The sequence below is a fragment of the Amycolatopsis roodepoortensis genome (assembly GCF_024628825.1).
GTDB lineage: Bacteria > Actinomycetota > Actinomycetes > Mycobacteriales > Pseudonocardiaceae > Amycolatopsis > Amycolatopsis roodepoortensis.
Window position 1 is genome coordinate 6,625,803 of the sequence record NZ_CP102415.1, and the last position, 23,969, is coordinate 6,649,771.

At 68.8% G+C, this 23,969-nt stretch carries 21 protein-coding genes; 16 read left to right on the plus strand and 5 right to left on the minus strand.

The annotated features are described in order from the left end of the window. Positions 1 to 6 precede the first annotated feature (6 nt). Complete coding sequence (locus NQK81_RS31780) at positions 7 to 396, plus strand: (deoxy)nucleoside triphosphate pyrophosphohydrolase (RefSeq protein WP_257484423.1); 390 nt, start codon at positions 7 to 9, stop codon at positions 394 to 396. A gap of 51 nt (positions 397 to 447) precedes the next feature. Here NQK81_RS31780 and trpS read toward each other — a convergent pair whose 3' ends face one another. After that, entirely contained in the window at positions 448 to 1,413 is a 966-nt protein-coding gene (gene trpS / locus NQK81_RS31785; RefSeq protein ID WP_257484424.1) for a tryptophan--tRNA ligase, read from the minus strand. A 334-nt stretch (positions 1,414 to 1,747) separates the two neighbouring features. Here trpS and NQK81_RS31790 point away from each other — a divergent pair, with 334 nt between their 5' ends. Further along, complete coding sequence (locus tag NQK81_RS31790) at positions 1,748 to 2,047, plus strand: YciI family protein (protein WP_126737471.1); 300 nt, start codon at positions 1,748 to 1,750, stop codon at positions 2,045 to 2,047. Between the two features lie 7 nt (positions 2,048 to 2,054). Here NQK81_RS31790 and NQK81_RS31795 read toward each other — a convergent pair whose 3' ends face one another. Beyond that, entirely contained in the window at positions 2,055 to 2,213 is a 159-nt protein-coding gene (locus NQK81_RS31795; RefSeq protein WP_007028942.1) for a hypothetical protein, read from the minus strand. Between the two features lie 194 nt (positions 2,214 to 2,407). On the opposite strand from NQK81_RS31795, the gene typA reads away from it, so the two are divergent. From typA to NQK81_RS31820, 5 genes are all read left to right on the plus strand, one after another. Beyond that, positions 2,408 to 4,330 (plus strand): translational GTPase TypA, encoded by a 1,923-nt coding sequence (gene typA, locus NQK81_RS31800; protein WP_126737472.1) that lies wholly within the window; start codon positions 2,408 to 2,410, stop codon positions 4,328 to 4,330. Positions 4,331 to 4,920: 590 nt separating this feature from the next. Next, positions 4,921 to 6,630 (plus strand): ABC transporter family substrate-binding protein, encoded by a 1,710-nt coding sequence (locus tag NQK81_RS31805; RefSeq protein ID WP_257489888.1) that lies wholly within the window; start codon positions 4,921 to 4,923, stop codon positions 6,628 to 6,630. A 287-nt stretch (positions 6,631 to 6,917) separates the two neighbouring features. Further along, complete coding sequence (locus NQK81_RS31810; RefSeq protein WP_257484425.1) at positions 6,918 to 8,723, plus strand: ABC transporter family substrate-binding protein; 1,806 nt, start codon at positions 6,918 to 6,920, stop codon at positions 8,721 to 8,723. Positions 8,724 to 8,903: 180 nt separating this feature from the next. Next, positions 8,904 to 9,920 carry an ABC transporter permease gene (locus NQK81_RS31815; protein ID WP_126737482.1) on the plus strand — a complete coding sequence of 339 codons (1,017 nt, stop codon included), beginning with the start codon at positions 8,904 to 8,906 and terminating at the stop codon, positions 9,918 to 9,920. Continuing rightward, positions 9,913 to 10,845 carry an ABC transporter permease gene (locus NQK81_RS31820; protein WP_371878820.1) on the plus strand — a complete coding sequence of 311 codons (933 nt, stop codon included), beginning with the start codon at positions 9,913 to 9,915 and terminating at the stop codon, positions 10,843 to 10,845. Before NQK81_RS31815 ends, NQK81_RS31820 begins: the two co-directional genes overlap by 8 nt. 398 nt (positions 10,846 to 11,243) lie before the next feature. Here NQK81_RS31820 and NQK81_RS31825 read toward each other — a convergent pair whose 3' ends face one another. Beyond that, entirely contained in the window at positions 11,244 to 13,022 is a 1,779-nt protein-coding gene (locus NQK81_RS31825; protein ID WP_192743403.1) for an ABC transporter ATP-binding protein, read from the minus strand. Positions 13,023 to 13,179: 157 nt separating this feature from the next. On the opposite strand from NQK81_RS31825, the gene mshB reads away from it, so the two are divergent. The 3 genes from mshB to NQK81_RS31840 are packed head-to-tail and all read left to right on the plus strand — an operon-like array spanning position 13,180 to position 15,225. Continuing rightward, positions 13,180 to 14,022, plus strand: coding sequence for an N-acetyl-1-D-myo-inositol-2-amino-2-deoxy-alpha-D-glucopyranoside deacetylase (gene mshB, locus NQK81_RS31830; RefSeq protein ID WP_257484426.1), 843 nt, complete (start codon positions 13,180 to 13,182; stop codon positions 14,020 to 14,022). Next, positions 14,019 to 14,426 (plus strand): hypothetical protein, encoded by a 408-nt coding sequence (locus tag NQK81_RS31835; protein ID WP_257484427.1) that lies wholly within the window; start codon positions 14,019 to 14,021, stop codon positions 14,424 to 14,426. The genes mshB and NQK81_RS31835 overlap by 4 nt, the downstream gene beginning before the upstream one ends. Next, positions 14,419 to 15,225 carry a hypothetical protein gene (locus tag NQK81_RS31840; RefSeq protein WP_126737477.1) on the plus strand — a complete coding sequence of 269 codons (807 nt, stop codon included), beginning with the start codon at positions 14,419 to 14,421 and terminating at the stop codon, positions 15,223 to 15,225. Before NQK81_RS31835 ends, NQK81_RS31840 begins: the two co-directional genes overlap by 8 nt. Here NQK81_RS31840 and NQK81_RS31845 read toward each other — a convergent pair. Further along, positions 15,209 to 15,970: a site-2 protease family protein gene (locus tag NQK81_RS31845; RefSeq protein ID WP_219154342.1), complete on the minus strand. Its 762-nt coding sequence runs from the start codon at positions 15,968 to 15,970 to the stop codon at positions 15,209 to 15,211. The two genes, NQK81_RS31840 and NQK81_RS31845, sit on opposite strands and share 17 nt — an antisense overlap. A gap of 171 nt (positions 15,971 to 16,141) precedes the next feature. Here NQK81_RS31845 and NQK81_RS31850 point away from each other — a divergent pair, with 171 nt between their 5' ends. Together NQK81_RS31850 and NQK81_RS31855 are read left to right on the plus strand one after the other, a co-directional pair. Next, positions 16,142 to 16,525, plus strand: coding sequence for a WhiB family transcriptional regulator (locus NQK81_RS31850; RefSeq protein WP_007028952.1), 384 nt, complete (start codon positions 16,142 to 16,144; stop codon positions 16,523 to 16,525). A gap of 133 nt (positions 16,526 to 16,658) precedes the next feature. Beyond that, positions 16,659 to 19,931 carry a glycosyltransferase family 2 protein gene (locus NQK81_RS31855; RefSeq protein WP_257484428.1) on the plus strand — a complete coding sequence of 1,091 codons (3,273 nt, stop codon included), beginning with the start codon at positions 16,659 to 16,661 and terminating at the stop codon, positions 19,929 to 19,931. A 299-nt stretch (positions 19,932 to 20,230) separates the two neighbouring features. Here the strand turns inward: NQK81_RS31855 and NQK81_RS31860 are convergent, their stop codons facing one another. Then, entirely contained in the window at positions 20,231 to 20,662 is a 432-nt protein-coding gene (locus tag NQK81_RS31860) for a metallopeptidase family protein (protein WP_016337110.1), read from the minus strand. Positions 20,663 to 20,778: 116 nt separating this feature from the next. Between NQK81_RS31860 and NQK81_RS31865 the strand changes: the two genes are divergently transcribed. From NQK81_RS31865 to NQK81_RS31880, 4 genes are all read left to right on the plus strand, one after another. After that, on the plus strand, positions 20,779 to 21,132 hold the full coding sequence (locus tag NQK81_RS31865; RefSeq protein ID WP_073848429.1) for a DUF3499 domain-containing protein: 354 nt from the start codon (positions 20,779 to 20,781) through the stop codon (positions 21,130 to 21,132). A gap of 72 nt (positions 21,133 to 21,204) precedes the next feature. Beyond that, the gene (locus tag NQK81_RS31870) at positions 21,205 to 22,560 is read left to right on the plus strand and encodes a phosphomannomutase/phosphoglucomutase (protein ID WP_034305253.1); all 1,356 of its coding nucleotides are present in this window, start codon (positions 21,205 to 21,207) and stop codon (positions 22,558 to 22,560) included. A 52-nt stretch (positions 22,561 to 22,612) separates the two neighbouring features. Beyond that, complete coding sequence (locus NQK81_RS31875; protein ID WP_257484429.1) at positions 22,613 to 22,834, plus strand: Trm112 family protein; 222 nt, start codon at positions 22,613 to 22,615, stop codon at positions 22,832 to 22,834. Then, entirely contained in the window at positions 22,818 to 23,909 is a 1,092-nt protein-coding gene (locus tag NQK81_RS31880; protein WP_257484430.1) for a hypothetical protein, read from the plus strand. Before NQK81_RS31875 ends, NQK81_RS31880 begins: the two co-directional genes overlap by 17 nt. Positions 23,910 to 23,969 lie beyond the last annotated feature (60 nt).

Genomic DNA, 23,969 nt, shown 5'->3' on the forward strand with positions numbered 1-23,969 from the left:
GAGCGCGTGGTGATCGTGGGCGCCGCCATCGTGCGGAACGGACAGCTGCTGGCGCAGCAGCGGGCTTGGCCCGCCGACCACGCCGGGCAATGGGAACTGCCGGGCGGACGGGTCGAAGACGGCGAAAGCGACGAAGCCGCCTTGGCGCGGGAATGCCTGGAGGAGCTGGACGTAACGGTGACGGTCGCGGGCCGGGTCGGCGAGGACGTGCCGCTGCCGAAGGGCAAGGTGCTGCGGATCTACGCCGCGACGCTGGTCAGCGCGGGGGACGAGCCGCGAGCCGTGGAGCACAAGGACGTCCGGTGGATCGCGCCGCACGAACTCGACGACCTCGACTGGCTGCCCGCCGACCGGATCCTCCTGCCCGCCCTGCACACCCTGATCGCAAGTCCGTGAAGGCCTCCTTCCCTACCCTCAAAGTAGGGAAGGAGGCCTTCACGGACCTCTTCAGCCGGCGCCGATGAGCCGCAGCGCGGACTGGAGCCGGTGCTCACCCCGTTCCGCCGCCCGGACGGCACCCGCCTTGCGCACCCGCTCCAGCTCACCGGGATCGCTCAGCAGCGCCAAGGCGCCTTCCCGGACCGGCCGCAGCTCCTCGATAAGCGCCTCGGCGACGGCCTCCTTGACCTGGCCGTAGGAGTCGAACCGGTCCGCGAGGACCTCGGGCTTCTCCCCGGTGCACGCCGCGAGGATGTCCAGCAGGTTCGCCATCCCCGGCCTGCTCTCCGGCGCGTAGGCCGGTTTCGACCCGCCGTCGGTCTTCGCGCGCTTGACCTTCCGCCGGACCTGGTCGGGCTCGTCGAGGACGAAGACCACGCCGGCCTCCTCCTTCGTCGACTTCGACATCTTCCGCGTCGGCTCGGCGAGGTCCATGACCCGCGCGCCGGCGGGCGGCAGCACCGCCTTCGGCATGGTGAACACGTCGCCGTAGGTGGAGTTGAACCGCTTCGCCAGCGTCCGCGCCAGCTCGACGTGCTGCCGCTGGTCCTCGCCGACCGGGACCTCGTCCGCGCCCTGCAGCAGGATGTCCGCCGCCATCAGCACCGGATAGGTCAGCAGGGACAGCCGCACCCCGGCCCGGCCCTTCGACTTCTCCTTGAACTGGATCATCCTGGCGGCCTCGCCGTAGTTGCAGGTGCACTCCAGGACCCAGTTGAGGGCGCCCAGCTCGCGGGCGATGTCGGATTGCACGAACACGCGGTCCGGCTCGATCCCGGCCGCGATCAGCACGGCCAGCTGCTCCGACGCCATCGAACGCAGCTTCGCCGGATTGTGCGCGTTCGTCATGGCGTGCAGGTCGGAGACGAAGTACAGGTCGTCCGGCCCGCCCTCGTCCGCCCAGCGGGAAATGGCCCCCAGGTGATTCCCGACGTGGACGTGGCCGGACGGGGTGATCCCGGACAACCTGATCATCTGCCTTCTTCCTTCCGGATTCGGGCCGCCCCAGGGTCCGGGCACGAAAAAGGCCGCCCGGTGGGGCGGCCTGGTGGTGCGCTCGTCTGGTTCAGCGCAGGACTTCGGGGCCGCCGGAGGGCGGCCACCACTGGGCGTTCTGCGCGCGCATGCGGCTCATCCTACAGAGCGACCCGCGTTTCGTCCTCTGGATGAGGTGGTTCGACGTCGAACCACCGCATCCAGAGGACGAAACACGGGTGGTTTCACTCATTACGGGCACGTAGCGTCAACACTTCATATCAGCCGGGGCAGTACACCCGTCATATTGGCGATGCGGGTCTACCTTCATCTCATGTTTGTCGTCCTGCTGACCTACACAGCGCCCATCGAAGAAATCGACTACGTGCTCCCGGACCACGCGGACTGGCTGACCAAACAGTACGAGCACGGCAACTTCCTCGCCTCCGGCAGGCGTAACCCGCGGATCGGCGGCGTGATCATCACCAAGCCCATGGCCAGGGGAAAGCTGGACGCGATCCTCGCGACCGACCCCTTCTCGGTCAAGCACATGGCCGCCTACGAGGTGATCGAGTTCTCGCCGACCCGGACCGCGCCGGAACTGCGGGCGATCAACGAGGCGGTGGTGCATTGACGATCTTCTAAGCGGCCTTCGCGATCTTCGTCTTCGCCTTTTTCAGGGCGAGGACGGGGCATTTGCCGCACCTCGACTTCGACCGGCAGCATTTCTTCTTGACCTTGCCGGACTTCATCCATTTGCGCACGAGTTTGTGCGGGTCGTCGGGTAGTTTCTTGCCCACTCGCGCTCCTTGTCCGACTGCGTCGGCGACCTCTACACGTTAGGTGAGCCTAACCGATTCGGGGGCGTGGGGCTGCTCACATCCGGGCTACAGGTATCCTGGTGTGGTCCGCGTATGGCCAAAGTCGGCCAGGCGTGTCTCGAACGCGCGAGCGCGGGCACCACACCCGAACTTGAAACCTTTGGAGCCTTCGCGTGCCCGCAGCCAGCGCCACCGCAGTCGATGCCGGCCGCTCGTCCGGCAAGACCCGGCCCGACCTGCGCAACGTCGCCATCGTCGCACACGTCGACCACGGCAAGACGACCCTCGTCGACGCGATGCTCCGGCAGTCCGGCGCCTTCGAGGAACGCGCCGAACTCGTCGATCGCGTGATGGACTCCGGTGAGCTCGAGCGGGAAAAGGGCATCACCATCCTCGCGAAGAACACCTCCATCCGGCGCAAGACCGACGAGGGCATGGTGACGATCAACGTCATCGACACCCCCGGTCACGCCGACTTCGGCGGCGAGGTCGAACGCGGCCTGTCCATGGTGGACGGGGTCGTGCTGCTGGTCGACGCCAGCGAGGGCCCCCTCCCGCAGACCCGGTTCGTGCTGCGCAAGACCCTCGAAGCCGGTCTGCCGGTGATCCTGGTCGTCAACAAGACCGACCGGCCCGACGCCCGGATCTCCGAGGTCGTCGAAGAGACCCACGACCTCCTGCTCGACCTGGCCGGTGACATCGAGGACGCCGACCTCGACGCGATCCTCGACCTGCCGGTCGTCTTCGCCTCCGCCCGTGCGGGCAAGGCGAGCCTCGAGCAGCCCGCCGACGGCGCGGTGCCCGAGAGCGAGAACCTCGACCCGCTGTTCGAGACCCTGATGCGCCACGTGCCGCCGCCCTTCGCCGACCGCGAAGGCCCGCTGCGCGCGCTGGTCACCAACCTCGACGCCTCCAACTTCCTCGGCCGGATCGCGCTGATCCGCATCCACTCCGGCAGCCTGCGCAAGGGCCAGACGGTCGCCTGGATGCGCGAGGACGGCAGCGTCCAGAACGTCCGCATCTCCGAACTGCTGGTCACCGAGGCGCTCACCCGCGTCCCGGCGACCGAGGCGAGCGCGGGCGAGCTGGTCGCCATCGCCGGTATCCCCGAGATCACCATCGGCGACACCCTCGCCGACGTCGAGAACCCGGAGGCGCTGCCCCGGATCGCCGTCGACGAGCCCGCCATCTCGATGACCATCGGTGTCAACACCTCGCCGCTGGCCGGCCGCAGCGGTGGCGACAAGGTCACCGCCCGCCTGGTGAAGGCGCGCCTGGACCAGGAGCTCATCGGTAACGTCAGCATCAAGGTGCTGCCGACCGAGCGTCCCGACACCTGGGAGGTCCAGGGCCGTGGCGAGCTGGCGCTGGCCATCCTGGTCGAGCAGATGCGCCGCGAGGGCTTCGAGCTGACCGTCGGCAAGCCGCAGGTGGTCACCAAGATGATCGACGGCAAGCTGCACGAGCCGTTCGAGCGGCTGTCGATCGACTCCCCCGAGGAGCACCTCGGCGGCATCACCCAGCTGCTGGCCGCCCGCAAGGGCCGCATGGAGCACATGGGCGGGCACGGCACCGGCCGTATCAAGCTCGACTACGTCCTCCCGGCGCGCGGCCTGATCGGCTTCCGCACCGACTTCCTCACCGAGACCCGCGGCACCGGTATCGCGAACCACGTGTTCGAGGGGTACTTCCCGTGGGCGGGCGAGATCCGCACCCGCCACTCCGGTTCGCTGGTCGCCGACCGCTCCGGCCCGATCACCGCGTACGCGATGATCCAGCTGGCCGACCGCGGCACCTTCTTCGTCGAGCCGGGCGCCGAGGTGTACGAGGGCATGGTCGTCGGCGAGAACCCGCGTGCCGAAGACCTCGACATCAACATCACCAAGGAGAAGAAGCTGACGAACATGCGTCAGTCCTCCGCCGACGTGATGGAGACGCTGGCCCGCCCGCGCAAGATGGGCCTGGAAGAGGCGCTGGAGTTCTGCTCCGTCGACGAGTGCGTCGAGGTCGCCCCCGACGTCGTCCGGATCCGCAAGGTCACGCTGGACGTCAACCAGCGCGCCAAGGAGCGCAACCGCAACAAGAACCGCGGCTGACCCGCCAAGCGAACGCCGGAGGGCGCCTGCTCACTCACCGTGAGTAGGCGCCCTCCGGCGTTTTCGCCTCCCCAGGTGGTCACGCACCGTATTCGCGCGGGCGTTCTTCGTTAAAGAAAGGTCCTTTCCCGACAATTCCGAGGGGAAAGCCGAACTCCTTTTCGGACGGTGTTCACAACACCGGAACACCCCGGACCGAACGGCGCCGGAGCGGCCGCGCGCGCCGGGCGGAGAACGCGGATCAGGGCGGGCGCGAAACAAAAGACCCTAAATGCGTCCGGATAGGACTCGCGGTCGAGATCGTTTCGGTCATGAATCGTGCGGTGGCGAACATTCCGGCGGCCGTTCCGGAATGTTCCGGGTTCGCGGAACCGATTGCCGGGAGCGGCTCCGAAAAGCCCCAGCCCGGCAGGAACCCCGGGGCCCTCCCGGACGTCCACCGGAGGAGGACGGCATCCGGTCGGGCGACGGCCGGGCCGATATGGGAATCTCGCTGCCGAGGCCATGGTGCGCGTGATAGCTCTATGGCGACGAGGCGAGGGACAAACCAGGAGGATCCAGGCGTGCGGTCACCGACCACAGCGGCGTCCATGCTGGCGTGCGCGGCCGTGCTCCTCGCCGCCTGCAGCAATACCCCGCCCCCGCCCGTGGTCAGCTCTTCGGCCTCCCCGGTGAGCACGTCGACCACGAAGACGCCTTCGCAGGTGGTCGTGGGTGTCGACGACGTCCTCGGGGGCTACAACCCGCACAACCTCGCCGACGCATCCCAGGTGACGTCGGCGCTTTCGCAGCTGCTGCTCCCGTCGGTGTTCCGCCCCAAGGACGACGGCAGCTTCGAGCTGGACAAGAACCTGATGAAGTCCGCCGAGGTCGTGTCGCAGCAGCCGTTCACGGTCGCGTACACGATCCGCCCGGACGCCTCCTGGTCCGACAGCGCGCCGATCGCCGCCGAGGACTTCGCCTATCTCCGTGAGGCGATGCGCGACCAGCCGGGCGTCATCGGCGCCGCCGGCTACCGGCTGATCTCGGACATCCAGTCGCGTGAAGGCGGCAAGCGGGTCGAGGTCACCTTCGCCAAGCCGTATCCGGGCTGGCAGACGCTCTTCGGCAACCTCCTGCCCGCGCATCTGCTCAAGGACGCCCCGAACGGGTGGCAGGGCGCGCTGGCGACGACGTTCCCGGCGGTCGGCGGCCCGTACTCGATCAAGGGGCTCGACACCGCGCGCGGAGAGATCACCCTGGAGCGCAACGAGCGCTATTGGGAGAAACCCTCCGCCCTCGACCGGATCGTGCTGCGTGCGGCCGATCAGGACGGCACACTGGCCGCCCTGCGCAGCGGCAACGACCAGTTCGCGATGACCAGGACCGACGGCACCGGCCTGAAACGGCTCGGGGAGCTCGGCTCCGCCGTCCAGCTGCACACGGTCGCGCGGCCGACGGTCGCGCAGATCCTCCTGCGGCCGGTGAGCTCGACGCTGTCGGATCCCAAGGTGCGCGAAGGCGTCACCGCGCTGATCGACCGCGGCAAGCTGATCACCGAGGCGACCGACGGCGGCCCGTCCGACAAGCTCCGCGCCGACGCGCAGGTCCGCGTCCCGTCGGCGCCCGGTTTCCAGCCGACGATCCCGGCCCCCGGCCCGCCGTCGGCGGCCGATCCCGTCAAGGGCGAGGAACTGCTCAAATCCGCCGGATACACCAAGGAAGCGGGCACCTGGCGGAAGAACGGGAAGAACCTTTCGCTGGTCGTGGCCTCGCCCGCCAAACAGGAGCCGTACGCGACGATCGCCAAGGAACTGACGGCGCAACTGGTGGCCGCGGGGATCGAGGTCAACGCGATCGCCCCGCAGCCGAGGGAGCTCTTCTCGACGATGCTGGCCATGCCGGTACTCGACGGGATCCAGCAGACGACGCCGGAGGGCGCGGGCAACGTCGGCATCGACATCGCGGTGATCGGCCAGGTCACCGGTGGTGCGGACGTCGCTTCGGTACTGGCCTCGACCTTCGGCTGCCGTCCCGATCAGCTCACCGACAAGACCAAGGCCGTCGTCCCGGGGAACCCGCTGGGCTTCTGCGATCCGGCCCTGCAGGCCTCGATCGACTCCGCGCTGACCGGCGCCACCCCGGTGGCCGACACGCTTTCGGCCCTGGAACCGGAATTGTGGCGTCGGAATGTTGCCATTCCGTTGTTCCAGCTGGCCGATACCCTCGCCATCGGCTCTGGTATTTCCGGAGTAACCGCTGGTCCTCCTATGGTGGGCCCTTTCGGGTCCGCGGTGAACTGGACGCGGGGCCCGAAGTAGCCGTTTCGAGTCCGGAACGGACCCTGGCGGGTGACCTTTCCCGGCACGTTCGAGTGGCGGACTGATTCCTCAAGGTAACCACTGTATTTCCTGATGTCAGCCGCAAGTTACCCTTTGGTCACGATCGCCCCGGAACTGGTGACTGTTCGTGCATTTCCTTTCTAGCGTGCACCGGCAGTGCGCCAAATGAGTGTTGCTTGGCGTGTCATAGGCTCCGGGCCATCTCACCGGAGCGGTGTGGGGTCCTGTTCCGATCTCAGGAACCCAGTGCTAGGAGGGCACACTTCATGAGGAAGTCCAAGGCAGTCTCCGCCTGGTCGCTGGTCGCGGCCTCCGCGCTTGTGCTGAGCGCATGCAGCGGTGGCGACAGCGGCAGTACCGACCCCAACGGGTCGTCGACCGATATCAAGAGCATGGCGACCGGCAAGGCGCAGAACGGCGAAAACTTCAAGCTCGCGGACACCCCGGGGTACGAAGGCACCGTCACCGTGGGTATCGACGACGGGTACTCGGGCTACAACAACGACACGCCCGACACCAACACGTCGTACAACACCTACATCCTGACCGCCGTGCTCGCGGGCGCCGACGTGCTCGACGGCAACAACAAGGTGCTGCTGAACAACGACGTGTTCGACTCCTGGGAGGTCACCTCCAAGTCGCCGCAGACCGTCGTCTACAAGATCAAGCCGAACGTCAAGTGGTCGGACAACGAGGCGTTCGACTGCGACGACATGTACCTGTCGTGGCTGGCGCACTCCGGCAAGGCGAAGACCTCCGACGGCAAGCAGGCCTTCCTCGCCGCTTCGACGACCGGCTACCAGCTGATCGACCAGGCGACCTGTAAGGACGACCTGACCTTCGAGACCAAGTACACCGAGCCGTACCTGGACTACAAGGGTCTGTTCAACTCGACCGCGATCATGCCCGCGCACATCGTCGAGAAGAACTCGGGCGTCGCCGACATCACCAAGCTGACCCCGACCAGCGACGCGGCCCAGCTGGCGAAGGCCGGTGACTTCTGGACCAACGGCTTCAAGGGCTTCAAGGCCGAGAACATGCCGGCTTCGGGTCCGTACAAGATCACCGCGTTCGACGCCAACCAGAAGGCCGTCACGCTCGAGAAGAACCCGAACTGGATCGGTGGCAAGGGTGGCCCCTCCAAGATCGTCGTGAAGGCGATGGAGGACACCAAGGCCATGGCGACCGCGCTGCAGAACGGTGAGATCGACATCGCCGCTTCGACCCAGCCCGACGCCACCGCGGCGAACACCATGAAGGGCCTCGCCGCCCAGGGCATCACCTACGGTTCGGCCTCGCAGCTGACCTTCGAGCACATCGACCTCAACTACAAGCGCATGTTCAAGGACAAGGACCTGCGCAAGGCGTTCTTCGAGGTCGTCAACCGCCAGGAGATCACCGACAAGCTGCTGAAGGAGGTCCAGGCCGACGCGACCCCGCTGAACAGCATCGTGTTCATGCCGGGCGAGCAGGGCTTCAAGGACCTGTACAGCAGCAAGGCCGGTCTGGGCGCCGAGGCCGCGGCCAAGACGCTGACCGACGCCGGCTGGGTCAAGGGTGGCGACGGCATCTTCGCCAAGAACGGCCAGCGCGCGTCGTTCAAGATCTCGCACAACCAGAACACCCGCCGTCAGCAGACCGTCGAGATCATCATCTCGCAGGCCAAGGCCGCCGGTATCGAGATCACGGACGACCAGGACGCCAACTTCCTGAAGGGTGGCCGTCTCGCGGCCAGCGACTACGACGCCGCGCTCTTCGGCTGGTCCGCCGCTCCGTTCAAGGCCGAGCAGAAGTCGATCTACATCACCCGTGTCGACGACAGCAGCCAGAACTACCAGGGCCTGTCGAACCCGACGATCGACTCGTCCTTCGAGGCGGCCGTGAAGGCCACCGACGAGGCCGTGCAGCTGGAGAACTACCAGAAGGCCGACCAGGCGATCGCGGACGAGTACGCGACGCTGCCGCTGTTCCAGACCCCGTCCATGTGGGCGTTCAAGGGCATCGACCGCACTTACATGCAGTCGTACAACGGTGTCCTGTGGAACGTCGGTGAGTGGGAGCAGAAGAAGTAGGGCCTCCGCCCCGCTTTTTCACCACTCGCTTACGCGATCCTGGTGGTACGGGGTCCGGCCAAAAGCCGGGCCCCGTACCCGCCGGAAGTAGCTGTTGACCGTAGGGTTACCGCCACTACGGTGGACAACCGGGCAGCGGTCCAGCACTTCGGCGGCCAGGCCCGGATGAGGAGCAGTTCGTTGAACCTGGTGATCTACATTCTTCGCCGTCTGGCGATATCGATTCCCGTCCTGCTGGTCGGGACCTTCCTGTGTTTCGTCATGGTCGCCGGCACCGGTGACCCGCTCGCCGAGATGAAGAGCAACCCGGCCATGAGCAAGGAAGCCATCGCGCAGATGGCCTCGCAGCTCGGCCTCGACCAGAGCATCGTGCCCCGGTACTTCACTTGGCTCGGCAACTTCGTCACCGGCGACTGGGGCGTTTCCATCGCACAGGGCAACGCGCAGGCCCCGGTGTTCCCGAAGGTCATGGACGCGTTCGAGGTCACCTTGAAGCTCGTCGTCGGCGCCGAGATCCTCGCGCTCGTCCTCGGCGTCCTCGTCGGTGTGGTCGCGGCGGTCAAGCAGTACTCGATCCTCGACTACATCGCCACCACGCTGGCCTTCCTGCTGTTCTCGATGCCGATCTTCTGTGTCGCCATCGTGCTCAAGCGGTACGCCATCGAGTTCAACGGCTGGGTCCGGGACCTGGGACTGTCCGATGTGCTCGGTAACCCGTGGATCCGTACCACGAGCCCGGAATCACTGAATTTCGACGGCCCGGGCGGTTTCCTCGCCAGTTATGTCGGCGCGTACCTGCTGCCGACGCTGTCCATCATGGCGATCAGCTTCGCCGCCTATAGCCGGTTCCAGCGCGCTTCGATGCTGGAGACGCTGAACGCGGACTACGTGCGGACCGCGCGTGCCAAGGGACTCGCCAACGGCCGGGTCATCTTCCGCCACGCCTTCCGGAACGCGCTCATCCCGGTGACCACGCTGTTCTCCGTCAACTTCGGTGCCGTGCTCTCGGGCGCGATCATCACCGAGACGGTGTTCAACTGGAATGGCATGGGCAAGCTGCTCGTCGAAGCCGTGACCAAGAGCGACACACAGGTGATGATGGGGTGGCTGGTGCTCATCGCCAGCAGCATCATCGTCGCCAACCTGATCGCCGACCTGATGTACGGCATCCTGGACCCGAGGATTCGCGTTGGCTGACTTGAACTCCCTTATCGCGGCGGAAGGTTCCAAGCCCGCCGACGGCGCGCTCCCGGCGGAGGCGCTGCCCGAGCCGCAGAGCCAGGGCAAGCTGGTCCTGCGCAAGTTCCTGCGGCACAAGCTGGCGATGATCTGCACGGCGGTCCTGCTGCTGCTCGTGCTGACCGTGCTGATCATGCCGATCTTCTGGCCGTACAGCTACGAGGACAGCTCCTTCCCGTCCTTCGCCAAGCCCAGCGCGGATTACCCGCTCGGCACGACGCAGGTCGGCAAGGAGATGGTGTCGCAGATCCTGCGCGGCACCCAGTACTCGCTGCTGATCGCGCTCATCGTGTCGCTCGTCGCCACCACCATCGGCACCGTTTTCGGTGCCATGGCGGGGTATCTCCGCGGCTTCACCGACTCGGCGATCTCGCGCGTGACTGACCTGTTCCTGATCGTCCCGCAGATCGCCGCGGCCGCCATCCTGGCCAAGGTGTTCGGCGGCGGTACCTGGTACATCGTCGCGATGGTGCTGGCGGCCTTCGGCTGGATGCCGATCGCCCGTATCGCCAGGGCCGAGTCGATGTCGCTGTCCCAGCGCGAGTTCGTGGACGCCGCCCGCGCGTCCGGCGCCGGGACGTTCCACATCGTGTTCAAGCACCTGGTGCCGAACATGGTCGGCCTCATCACGGTCAACGCGACCCTCGCGATCGCGCAGGCCGTGCTGATCGAGGCGGCACTGTCGTTCATCGGGCTCGGGGTGCAGCTGCCGGACACTTCGCTCGGCCGCGTCATCCTCGAGAACTACGCGCAGCTGCAGGCGCGGCCGGCGCTGTTCTTCGGCCCGTTCGTCGTGCTGGTGCTGATCTCGCTGACGATCAACTTCATCGGTGACGGCCTGCGGGACGCTTTCGACCCGCGTCAGCGCCGTCAGAAGGCGTAAGGCCCTCTCTAGCGCGTGAAGGCCCCCTTCCCTCGGCTGAGCCGAGGGAAGGGGGCCTTCACGCGCTTCAGGGCACTGCGGGGTCTCGCGAAAGCCACTTTCGGGACACCAGACGTCGCGAAAGTGGCTTTCGCGACACGTTGGCAGGCACCTCTAGTGGGTCCAATGCCGTGAAGGCCTCCTTCCCTACTTTGAGGGTAGGGAAGGAGGCCTTCACGGATCGGGAGCCGTAACTCGCGTGCTTGGAGGCGTAACTCGCACATACGTCTCCAGACACGCGAGTTACGCCTTCAATCACGCGAGATACGCCTCCAGACACGCGAGTGTCGTCCAGATACACAAAGGCCCCCTTCGCCGCGTCCAGCGCGGCGAAGGGGGCCTTCGCGTACCTCTGAGGGTCAGTCGGCCACCGGGGCCAGCTTGCCCGCCTCCCAGGCCGCACGCCGCTCGGCCTGCAGCACCGGGTCCGCGACCGGGGCGGCCGACAGCAGACGACGGGTGTAGTCCTCGCGCGGCGAGTGCAACACCTGGTCACGCGTGCCGACCTCGACCAGCTTCCCGTGCTGCATCACCGCGACGCGGTCGGCCAGCAGGTCGACGACGGCGAGGTCGTGGCTGATGAACAGGCAGGCGAACTGCAGCGAGCGCTGCAGGTCCAGGAACAGGTCCAGCACCCGCGCCTGCACCGACACGTCCAGCGCCGACGTCGGCTCGTCCGCGATCAGCAGCGCCGGGTCGAGCGAGAGCGCCCGCGCGATGGCGACGCGCTGGCGCTGGCCGCCGGACAGCTCGTGCGGGTACCGGTTGCGGTAGTGGCCGCCGAGCTCCACCTTGTCCAAAAGGGACGCCACGCGCTCGTTCAGGGCCTTGCCCTGCAGGAACTTGTGCAGCACCATCGGCTCGGCGATCGATTCGCCGATGGTCATCTTCGGGTCCAGTGTGGACGCCGGGTCCTGGAACACGATCGAGAAGTACCGGCGCAGCGGGCGCAGGTCCTTGTTCGACATGTTCGTGATGTCCTTGCCCGCGATCGACACGGTGCCCGCGGTCGGGGTCAGCAGGCGGATCGCGCAGCGGCCGACGGTCGACTTGCCGGAGCCGGACTCGCCGACCAGGCCGACGATCTCGCCCTTGGCGATGCTCAGCGAGACGTCGTCCACCGCGCGGTTCTTCGCCTGGCCGCGACGGCCGGGGTACTCCAGCACGAGGTTCTTGATCTCGAGCGCGGGCGCGTTCTCCTCGATCACCGCGGCGAGCTCGGAGTCCTCGAGGCGGATCTCCTCGGCGATCTTCGTGGCCTCGTCGCTGTCGGCGGAGATGCCCTCTTCGAGCAGGCGGCGGCCTTCCGGACGCTGGCCCAGCACGGGGACGGCGGCGAGCAGCTTGCGGGTGTACTCCTGCGACGGCGACGCGAACAGGTCGCGCACCGGCGCCTCTTCGACGATGTTGCCCTGGTACATCACGACCACGCGGTCGGCGAGGTCGGCGACGACGCCCATGTCGTGCGTGATCAGCACGATCGCGGTGTTGAGCGTGTCGCGCAGCTTGCGCAGCAGGCCGAGGATCTCCGCCTGCACGGTGACGTCGAGCGCCGTGGTCGGCTCGTCGGCGATGATGACCTTCGGGTCGCACGAGATCGCCATCGCGATGACGACGCGCTGCCGCAGACCACCGGAGAGCTGGTGCGGGTACTGCTTGAAGCGCAGCGGCGGGTTCGGGATGCCGACCATCTCCAGCAGCTCGATGGCGCGCTTGTCGGCGGCTTCCTTCGAGATGTCCTGGTGCGAGCGGAGCGCCTCGCGCAGCTGCCAGCCGACGGTGTAGACCGGGTTCAGCGCGGTCATCGGCTCCTGGAAGATCATCGCGACCTGGTTGCCGCGGATCTTCTGGAGGTCCTTCTCCTTGAGGTCGGCGAGGTTGCGGTCGCCGAGGCGGAGCTCGCCCGCGATCCGGCTCGTCTTCGGGAGCAGCCCGAGCACCGACATCGAGGTCACCGACTTGCCGGAACCGGACTCGCCGACCACCGCGACGATCTCACCCGGTTTGACGTCGAAACCGATGCCCTTGACGGCGTCGACCACGCCTTCGTCGGTCGGGAACGAGACGCTCAGGTCGGAGATGGACAGAACCGAACCCGACACGCCGCCGAGGTCCGACGATGCTGCTTCAGTGCTCACCAAGATGCCCTTCGTGGGGGTACATATGGTCACGGCGCAATGGCCGTGACTCGCGCGAGGATAACCGAGAGTCGCCCGACTAAGGTCGGTGCTCGGGGTTTCCGTTCCCGACACCCTATAAAGGAAAGCGCGCCATGTTCGAATTAGTCTTCAAGCCGTGATCTCCGATCTGCCCAAATTGCTCCTCGTGCACGCCCATCCGGACGACGAGAGCATCACCACCGGTGGCACCATCGCGCGTTACGCCGCCGAAGGCGCCGAAGTGACCGTTGTCACGTGCACTCTCGGTGAGGAAGGCGAGATCATCCCGCCGTCCCTCGACGGCCTCGGCTCGTGGGCTTCGGACCAGCTGGGCGGCTACCGCGCGGGCGAACTGGCGTCGGCCTGCGCGGCGCTGGGTGTCACGCGGCACCGGTACCTCGGCGGCATCGGCCGCTGGCGTGACTCGGGTATGGCCGGGACGCCGTCCGCGGCCCATCCGCGCGCGTTCTCCGGCGGCGACCTCGGCGAGCAGGCGGCTCAGCTCGCCGAGATCCTCGACGAGGTCCGGCCCCAGGTCGTCGTCACGTATGACGCCTTCGGGGGTTACGGGCACCCCGACCACATCCGCGCGCACGAGGTCACGATGGCCGCGGCCCCGAAGGCCGCGTCTGTCGAGCGGGTCTTCCACACCGTCTCTTCCCGCGACGCCGTCGCGGCCGGCCTCGCCGCGCTGCGCGGGCGCTCACCGTTCCGGGTCCCGGAAGACGGCGAACTCCCGGTGACTCCGGACGAGGCCATCACGACCGTCCTCGACGTCGGCGCGTACATCCCGGCGAAGGCGGCCGCGCTGCGGGCGCACGAGACCCAGGTCAGCGTGCCCGCTCCACCGCATCTCGCGGATCACTTCGCGCTGAGCAACGACATCGCGCAGCCGATCACCCCGAACGAGTACTTCGTGCTAGCGCACGGACCGGCCGAAGGCGCCGCGGCCGATCTGTTCGGGGGCCTCGCGAGGTGAACCCGCCGCTCACCTCGACGCAGCGTCTGCTGCTGGCCCTGCTGGCCTTCGACGCGTTCCTGCTCGGCCTGCTCGAACTGTTCTTCCTGCCGCTCCGGCTCGACGGGATCGTCCTGCCGAAGGTCGGGGACGCGCCTCTGCCGGTGACCGTGGTGCTCGCGGTGATCACCACCCCGCTGCTGGTGCGGACGACCGCGAAAGTGGTGCGGCCCTCCTTTTCGGTGATTCCGCTGCTCGTCTGGGTACTAGTCGTACTGGGAATGGGCGCGACCGGACCCGGTGGTGATCTGGTGCTGATACAGGACTGGCGGGCCTTGCTGCTGATCGGCGGCGGGGCGCTGCCGGGCGCACTGGCGCTGGGTGGCGGTCTTGGCAGGGCAGCGAAGGGAGTCAGCGGTGGGTGAAGCGATTTCGGACCGCCAGGTCGTGGCGGTGCTGCGGCCGTTCGTCCGCGGCTGCGGGCCGATGGTCGACGCGCTGCGTGACGCGGACCCGTTCGGCCTGCAGGCACGAGGACGCCGCCACGAGGATCTCGACGGCGTCGAGCCCGGGCTGAAGGACAAGCTGCTCAACGGGATCACCTCGGTCAAGGTGCCCGGCACCGCGGCGTGGGCCGAGATGTCGAACTACCAGCGGACCGACTGGTGGGTGAACCGGGTCGGCCGGTTCACCGCGCTGATCACCGCGATCCCCGGTCTCGGCGGCGCGCTGGCCGACCGGCTGCCCGTGCAGGACGCGCTCGGTTCGGCGGCGCAAGGCGTGCTGCTGTGCGCGATCGCGGGGGAGTACGGCGTGACCGACGTCGGCTCCCGTGTCCGGCTGATCGCGTGGGTCCTCTTCGAACGCGACATCGACCCGGTACTCGCGGCGGGCAAACATGCCGATCACGACAAAGCCGCCGAAGACGACGAAGCGGCGAAGCTCACCGAAGAACTCGACGACGCGAAGAAGAAGCACGGCAAGATCACCCTGAAGGCCGCCGCCGGCACGCTGTGGCGCTTGGGCAGGGGTCTGCTGGGCATCGTCGACGAACTGGAGAAGCGGCCCCGGGGCCGTCTTTTCCACCGCGCGCTCGGGAAGCTGCCGGTCGTCGGCATGGCGGGCGACTACCTCGGCGAGCGGTCCGGCCTCAAACGCGTCTGGAAGCGGGCGCACGAGTGGTTCACCGAGCACCCCGAGGGCGAGCTCACTTCCAGAACATGAACGCGTCCTGGCCGTACATGGCGGCCAGCTTGAATCCGCCGACGGCGTCGAAGATCGCGAAGGACCCTTGCCACAGCAAGCGGCTCGCACCGTCCACGAGGAACAGCACGGCGAAGAGCACGATCGGTGCCCACGGCCGGGCCTTCGCGCCGAACTCGCGCGCGCCGGGCGAAAGGTACGGCTCGATCGCGCCCCAGCCGTCGAGGCCGGGGATCGGCAGGATGTTCAGGATGAACGTGACGATCTGAAGCAGCGCCAGGAACGAAAGACCGATCACGAGACCGGACGCCATCGGCACCAGCGCGACGACGAGGGTCAGCAGGACGCCGACGGCGAGGTTGCTCAGCGGCCCGGCGAGCGAAACCCACGACTGGACCCCGCGCGAGCGCAGGCGTCCGTGTTCGATCCAGACCGCGCCACCCGGCAGCGGGATGCCGCCGATGATGAGGAATACCAACGGCAGGATGATGGACAGTGCGGGATCCGTGTATTTCCGGACGTCCATGGACAGGTAACCCTTGTGGGCGACGCTGTGGTCGCCACCTCGGAACGCGACGACCGCGTGCCCGAATTCGTGGAGCGTCAGTGACGCGACCCAGCCGCCCGCGACGAGCAGGACCACGCCGGCGATGATCAGCGGGTCGTACTGCTGGCTGGAAATCGTGGTCGCATCACCGAAAGCCGCCAGTACACCGCCCAGGACGGTGACCGCGAGGATGCCGAGGAAGATCGGGCTGGGCCGCACTGCTGATCTCTGCACCCCTCCAGTCTTCCGTATGCCCGATGTGAAGTTCTCGGCGTGTCCCCTTGCGCTTCCGCGCGCGGGTATCCCCCGAACTCGCTACTCCGCTTGACCTGACCGCACTACACGGGTGTAATCACAGTGATGTCATTCGTCGCTGGAAGGGGGCGGCGGATGGTGTTTCAACACCGCCAGCCTGGGGAGTGCGTGGACAGCGAGGAGGCGGACGTGCGGTTGGAAGCAGATGGAAGGGAATGGGGGCAAGTCGTGGGTTGGGGTGAGGTCCCGGAGCAGCAACTGGGCGATCTCACCGAGCTTTTCGACGACGCCTCCGCGGAAGAGCAGGACTGGCAGGAACGGGCCCTCTGCGCGCAGACGGACCCGGAGGCGTTCTTCCCCGAGAAGGGCGGCTCCACCCGTGAAGCCAAGCGGATCTGCCTCGGTTGCGAGGTCAAGGACGAGTGCCTCGAGTACGCCCTCGCGCATGACGAGCGGTTCGGTATTTGGGGCGGGCTCTCCGAACGCGAGCGTAGGAAACTGAAAAAGCGAGCCGTGTGACGGCGATCTCCGGCGGCCTGTGCGCGCCGGAGATCGCTTACGCCCGCTTCCACATAGTGGGGCCACCAACGGGTGACAGGGTCGCGTCGTAGGGTGGCGGCACTCGACTTCGCCGCCACATCTGGAGTGCCCGTTGTCACGCACCGCCGCGTCACCTGTGTTGCGCACGGTCCCCGTTCTGGCCATTGTGGTCTGTCACGACGGCGAGAACTGGTTGCCACTGGCGCTTTCCGCGCTTCGGCGCAGCGGAGTCCGGCCGCGGCACGTCCTCGCGGTCGACACCGGATCCACGGACGGGACGGCGAAGATCCTCGCCGACGCGGCGTCCGTCGGCGAAGCACCGGTCCTGGACGGAATTCTCACACTTTCCCGTGACGTCGGCTTCGGTGCCGCCGTCGGCGCGGCCGTCGAGCACGCCGTCGAACGCTGGGGTGATCCCGGAGGCTGGCTCTGGCTGCTGCACGACGACTGCGCGCCGGAACCCGACTGTCTCGAAAACCTGTTGGCAGCGGCGGAAAACGAGCCCGAGGCGACGGTGCTCGGCCCGCTCGCGGTCGACTGGAGCGACCCGCGGCTCATCGTCGAAGCCGGGTTGTCGACCGACGCCATCGGCCACCGGCAGCAGATCTCACCGGACGAGGACGACACCGCCGTGCTCGCCGTGCCGAGCGCGGGATCGCTGGTGCGGCGGGAAGTCTGGCACGAACTCGGCGGCTACGACCCGCGATTTCCGTTGCTGCGCGAGGATCTCGACTTCGGCTGGCGCGCCAACGCGGCGGGCGGCCGCGTGCTCTCGGTGCCGTCGGCCCGGCTCCGGCACGCTCGCGCGCTCAGCACCGGACAGCGCGAACCGGACGCCCTCGGCCTTCCCCTCGCGACGGCGAACCGCGCGCACGGGCTGCGGGTGTTCCTCGTCAACTGCTCCCCACTGTCCTTTTGGTTCGGCCTTTTTCGAATTCCGGTGTTCGCGGTGCTGCGGGCGCTCGCGTTCCTGGTGCTGCGGCGTACCGGCGAGGCTGGCGCGGAACTCGCGGCCGCCTGGTACCTGCTGCGCGGCCGTGGAGGACTGCGCGCGGCCCGCGCCGAACGCCGGAAGACCGGCAGGCCGGGACGGGTAGGCGGGCTGTTCACCGGCCGGATGACGCGGGTGCGCAACGCGGTGCGCGCCGGTGTCGTCGGTCTCGTCCGGCGTGGCGTGGAACGGGATTTCGCCCTCGGGACGGTGCCGGAGAGCGTCGATCAGGAAGGCGCCTGGATCCCGCCGGAGGCGGTGAAGGCCGGACAGGATCGTCCGGTCGGTCCCGGCGCGCTGCCGGCGGGGGCGATGCGCGGTGTCGGCTCGCGGGGGACAGGTCTGCGGCGGCCTAGCGGGGTCGTCGCGGTCGCGGTTCCCGAGAAACCCGCGGAGGCTGGGCCGAAACCGTCGCCGGTGCCGCGGGATGGTGGACGGCGGCCGGAACCGGAACTCGTGTTCGTCGAGGTGGACCGGAATCGCGTGCTCGGCGCGACCGTGTTCGCCCCGCCGGTGATCATGCTCGTGGTGTTGACGGCCCTCGCGTTCGTGATCAACGGATCGCGGCTGGGGCTGGACCTCTTCGGCGGGAAGCTGCTGCCGGTCGGCGGGCTCGGCGAGATCTGGTCGTCGTATCTCGCGCCGTGGCACGCGATCTCGGGCGGGACCGCGAGCCCCGCGCCCGCGACGCTGCCGGTGCTGGGCACGCTCGGCGCGCTCTTCGCCCCGATCGGCGGACCCGCTGCGCTGGTCGCGATCCTGCTGATCGGTGACATCCCGCTCGCCGCGCTGAGCGCGTACGCCGCCACTCGGCACCTTCGCGTCCGCCGCTGGGTGCGGGCCGTCGTCGCGGCGGCGTACGGCGTGCTCCCGGCGGCCACCGCTTCGGTCGCGCAGGGTCGGCTCGACGTCGTCGTCGTGCATCTGCTGCTGCCACTGGTGATCGCGGGCCTCGTCGGGCTGCTGGTCCGCGCGGATTCGCGCTGGCTGCACGTTTCCGCGCTGAGCGCGATCGGGCTGGCGCTGATCGGCGCCTTCTCGCCGCTGGCGTACGCGCTGGCGCTGGTCGGGTTGCTGATCGGGTTCGTGGTGCTGCCGTCGCCGACGGGGCTCGCGCGGCGGGTCGCGTCGGTCGGCATCGTGGTGTTCCTGCCGCTGGCGTTGCTGCTGCCGTGGCCGAGTGTGCTGCTGCGGCATCCGGAACTGTTGCTGCACGGGCTCGGCGGTGGTGCCACGGCCGCGTCCGGGGCCGACCTCGCCGGGCTGGACCCTGGCGGTCCCGGCGCGTGGCCGATCGGGGTGGCGCTGGTCGCGGCCGCGATCGTCGCGCTGGTGGTCCGGCCGTCGAAGGGCGCCGCCGGCGGTGTCGCGGTAGTCGTGCTGGGCGTGCTCGGGCTGGTGGCGGTGCGGTTCGTGGCCGTGACGCCGATGTCGGGCGGCGCGCACGCGACCGGATACGCCGGGGTGCCGCTGCTGGTGATCAGCGCCGGACTGCTGTGGACGGTGCTGGCGACCTGGCAGCGGGGCGGGTCCGGGGTCGACCCCGCGCCGTGGCTGGCGAAGGTCACGGCCGTGGCCGGGGTGCTCGTGCTGCTGGCGCTGGCGACCGGTGCGGTCGTCGCCGGACGGGAAGGGCCTTTGCGTGCGGGTGCGCGTCCCTCGCTGGCTCCGGAGATTTCGGCGGAACTGGCTTCGAGTGGCCGCTCCGTGCTGGTGATCGGTGACGTCGCGCGGCAGACCGGTGGGCGATTGCCGAGTTTCGGCGACGACGAGTTGGCGCCGACGCCGGGCAGCGCCGATCGGCTCGCCTCGTGGCGCCGGGATCTGCTGCAAGGCTCGCCGGACGCGGTCAAACAGGCCTTCGCGGCGGCGTTGGCCTCGGGCGTGTCGTATGTCGTGCTGCCGAGCGGCGCCGACGGGGGCGCCTTCGTCGAACTCGCGCGTGATCTGGTGGTTTTGGCGGAGCCGACCTCGGACGGGCGTCCGGTGCTGCGGCTGCTGCCCGCCGGTGGTCAGGTGGCGCTGATCTCGCCGGAACTGGCGCAGGCCGCCGTGACCGGGAAGGGCGCGCCGGGGGCGTCGCCCGGGGTGGCGCCGGTGCAGGCCGGGCTGCCGGACGTGCGGGTGCGCGTCTCGGAAGGACCGACCGGGCGGCTGCTCGTGCTGGCCGCGGAGTTCGAGGCGGGCTGGCAGGCGAGCGTGGACGGCAAGGCGGTGCCGATCGTGCGGGCGTGGGGGCATCAGGTGGCGGTCTCCGTTCCGGCCACGCCTTCGGAGGTCGTGGTGGAGCATCAGGGGACGACGCGGAATCTGCTGCTGCTGGCGCAGGTGGCGGCGGTCTTGTTCACGCTGCTGACTGCTGTTCCTACGCGGAGGCGCTCTGCGGCTTCTTGAGCTGCTGGGCTGTCCTGAAGGGCACCTGCGAGACGTTGAACGTCCCGAAGGGGCCCTTCAGGACGTTCGGCAGCGGTGGTCGGGGTTCCCGATGTCGCATTCGTGTCGCTCAGCGTCTCGAATGCGACATCGGAAACCTTGCCCAAGACCCTGCGGTCCCGAGTTGTCCACAGCCCCTTCCCCTTGTGGACAACTCCGCGCTCCGGCGGCGTTTTCGCAGGTCCCATCGGTGCCCCGCGATACACTGGGCTGGGGACGCCCCCCGGGGAAGGGCGGGGGCTGGGGTGCGGGGGTGAGGGTTATTCGCCTTCGATGACGTCGGGTTCGACGCCCAGGTAGCCCGCGACCTGTTCGACGAGGACGTCGTGCACGAGTTCCGCGAGTTCGCCGGGGTCCTTCGCGCGCGCTTCGAGGGGGCGGCGGTAGAGGACGATGCGGGCCCGCGTCGGGAGGCCGGCGCGGTCGACGCCGGCGGGCACGAGCCGCGAGAGCGGGACGGCGCCGTCGTGCAGCACGCCGTCGACTCCGGCCGGTGCGCCATCCGAGCGAACTTCGGGGACGTCGTCGACGGCGACGTCGAGCTTCGTCAGCTCGTGCCGCCACCGCGCTTCGATCGGTTCGAGCGCGTCCAGAACCAGCGCGTCGAACCTTTCCGCCCTGCTAGCGGCGGCGGGAAGGGTCGACGGATACAGCGCTCCGCGCAGGCCCCGGCCGTGCCGGTCCCGTCGCATCCGCCGTCGCTGTCGGGAATCACGAGCCGTCGCCACGAACCGAAGGGTACGCGCTCGGCGAATCAAAGCGCGTGTCGCCGGTACGCCCGGCTCGCGACGCGCTATCGTTCTCGATCGTGCGGAGCGTACGAAAGTGTTCGCGAACGGGTTGTCTCGAACCCGCTGTCGCCACGCTCACGTATGCCTACAGCGATTCGACCGCCGTCGTGGGCCCCTTGGCCACCGCGAGCGAGCCGCACTCCTATGACCTCTGCGAGGCGCACGCCCTCCGGCTGACCGTGCCCAAGGGCTGGGAAGTCGTCCGGCACGAAGGGGCCTTCGCCGCCCCGGACCCGTCCGCCGACGAGCTGACCGCGCTGGCCGAGGCCGTGCGCGAGGCGGGCCGGTCCGACAAGCCCGCGCCCGAGCCCGAACCCGAGGGCCCCTCGGGCAGGCGCGGCCACCTGCGCGTCCTGCCCGGCCGCGCCTGACGCGAAGGCTCGCCGGTAGGCTTTCGAGCGCGCCAGAGGGCGTTGTAACGAGACTATTGGCGGGGAGCAGGCGTGCCAGACCTTTCGGGCATCGTGAAGGCCTACGACATTCGCGGCGTGGTCGGTGAGCAGCTGGACGCGGCACTCGTCCGCGACCTCGGATCGGCGTTCGCCCTGTTGATCAAGCCGGAGTCCGACTCCGTGGTGATCGGCCACGACATGCGCGACTCCTCGCCCGAGCTGGCCGCCGCGTTCGCCGACGGCGTGACCTCGCAGGGCCTCGACGTCGTGTCGATCGGCCTCGCCAGCACCGACCAGCTGTACTTCGCGTCCGGGTCGCTCAACCTGCCGGGCGCCATGTTCACCGCCAGCCACAACCCGGCGAAGTACAACGGCATCAAGCTGTGCCGCTCGGGCGCCGCCCCGGTCGGCCAGGACTCCGGTCTCGCGGAGATCCGCGACACCGTCGAGCAGGGTGTGCCCGCCTTCGAGGGCCAGCGCGGTTCGGTGACCGAGAAGGACGTCCTCGCGGACTACGCGGCGTACCTGCGCAAGCTCGTCGACCTGTCGGGCAGCCGTCCGCTGAAGGTCGTCGTCGACGCGGGCAACGGCATGGGCGGCTACACCGTTCCGACGGTGTTCGCGGGCCTGCCCATCGAGGTCGTCCCGATGTACTTCGAACTCGACGGCAACTTCCCGAACCACGAGGCCAACCCGCTCGACCCGAAGAACATCGTCGACCTCCAGGCGAAGGTGCGCGAGGAAGGCGCCGACGCGGGCCTCGCCTTCGACGGCGACGCGGACCGCTGCTTCGTCGTCGACGAGCGCGGCGAGCCGGTCTCGCCGAGCGCCATCACCGCGCTGGTCGCCATCCGCGAGCTGGAGAAGGAGCCGGGCGGCACCATCATCCACAACCTGATCACGTCGAAGGGTGTCCCGGAGATCGTCGCCGAGCACGGCGGCAAGCCGGTGCGCACCCGGGTCGGGCACTCGTTCATCAAGGCCGAGATGGCCAAGACCGGCGCGATCTTCGGCGGGGAGCACTCCGCCCACTACTATTTCCGCGACTTCTGGCGGGCCGACACCGGCATGCTGGCCGCGCTGCACGTCCTCGCCGCCCTCGGCGAGCAGGCGGGCCCGCTGTCCGAGCTGACGGCGGAGTACTCGCGCTACTCGGCCTCCGGTGAGATCAACTCCACCGTCGACGACCAGGTCGCGCGCATGATGGCGGTCAAGGACGCGTTCGGCGCCCGCGACGGCGTCGAAATCGACGAACTGGACGGGCTCACCGTGCAGCTCCCCGGCGGTGGCTGGTTCAACCTGCGCCCGTCCAACACCGAGCCGCTGCTCCGCCTGAACGTCGAGGCCGCCGACGCCGAGGCCGTCCGGGCGCTGACCGAAGACGTATTGGCGATCGTCCGTGGGTAACGAATGTGTCGTGAAGACGCACATAGAGTCGTCCCACAGGTAGGGAGTAACCATGGCCGTCACGTTCGACGCACAGTTGCTGGAGATCCTGGCCTGCCCGTCCCCCGATCACGCGCCGCTGCGGCCGGGGACGGCGGTCGATCCCGAGGCCGACGCGCTGACCTGCACGGAATGCGGTCGCGAGTATCCGGTCCGTGATGGAATCCCGGTACTGTTGCTGGACGAAGCCACCGAGCCGACGACCCCGGATGGCGCCCATGCCGACGGTCCCTGACGATTCCCTGCTCGACGATCCCGCGAGGCTGGCCGAGGCCGACACCGCGGGGCTTCTCCGTGCCGCCGCGATGGCGGGCGCCCAGGTCCGGGCGACCGCCGAAACCGCGGCCGAACTCGAGCTGAGCGATCGCCTGGACGTCGGGCGCCCGCGCTCGCTCGTGCTGATCGACCGGCCGGGGGTCAGCCGGACGCTGACCCGGCTGGTCGCCGCGCTCCTGACCCCGTCGTGCCCGGTGCCGGTGGTCGTCGCCGAGGTGGTGCCGAGCTGGATCGGCGCGCTCGACGTGGTCTTCGCGCACACCGACGACGCCGGTGACCGCGAGCTGGCCGCTTCCTTGGAACGCGCCGCCCGGTTCGGGGCGAGGGTCGTGTTGTCCGCCCCCGACGAAGGCCCCGTCGCGGCCTCCATCGCGGGCAAGGGGCTGCTGCTCGCACCGCGGATCCCGGTCCCGCCGGAGATGGCGTTCCCGCGCGGGCTCGCCGCCGCGCTGCTCACCGCGAACGCGCTCGGCCTGCTGGTGGCCGATCTGGAGCAGCTCGCGGACCACCTCGACGCGGAGGCCGAGAAGGACTACCTGGCCAGGGATTCGTTCGCGAACCCGGCCAAGGCGATGGCGCTGAAGCTGGCCGAACGCCAGCCGCTGCTGTGGGGGCTGGACCCGGTCGCGGTCGCCGTCGGCGAGCACGCGGCCCACGCGTTCGCCGCGCACGCCGCCCTCGTCTGTGATGTCGAGGACTATCGCCAGGCGCTGGCCAGGCCCGCTTTGCGGCGGGCGGCGTTGTCCGGGGGCGTGGATCGCGATATCTTCGCGGACCCGGAAGAGGGGGCCGGCGCGACGCCGAGGGTGTTGCTCCTCTCCGTTCGCACGGGGCCCGCCGCCGAGGCGGCCCGCTATCAGGCGGAAGACCTGCTGCCCGGCGGCGACGTGATCGCCCCGGCCGAAGAGATCGAAACGGACGAGATCGTGCGTGCGGCCGTTCTCGCGCTCCGTTTCGAGCTGGCCGCGGTCTATCTGGGGCTGGCCGTCGGCAGCATCGGCGGCGCCGGGAGGTACACGCCCGCAACGGCGTGAGTCCCGAGCGCGACGTAAGCAATGAGGGCCGGCACCACCCGTGCCCGGCGAGGAGTTGAG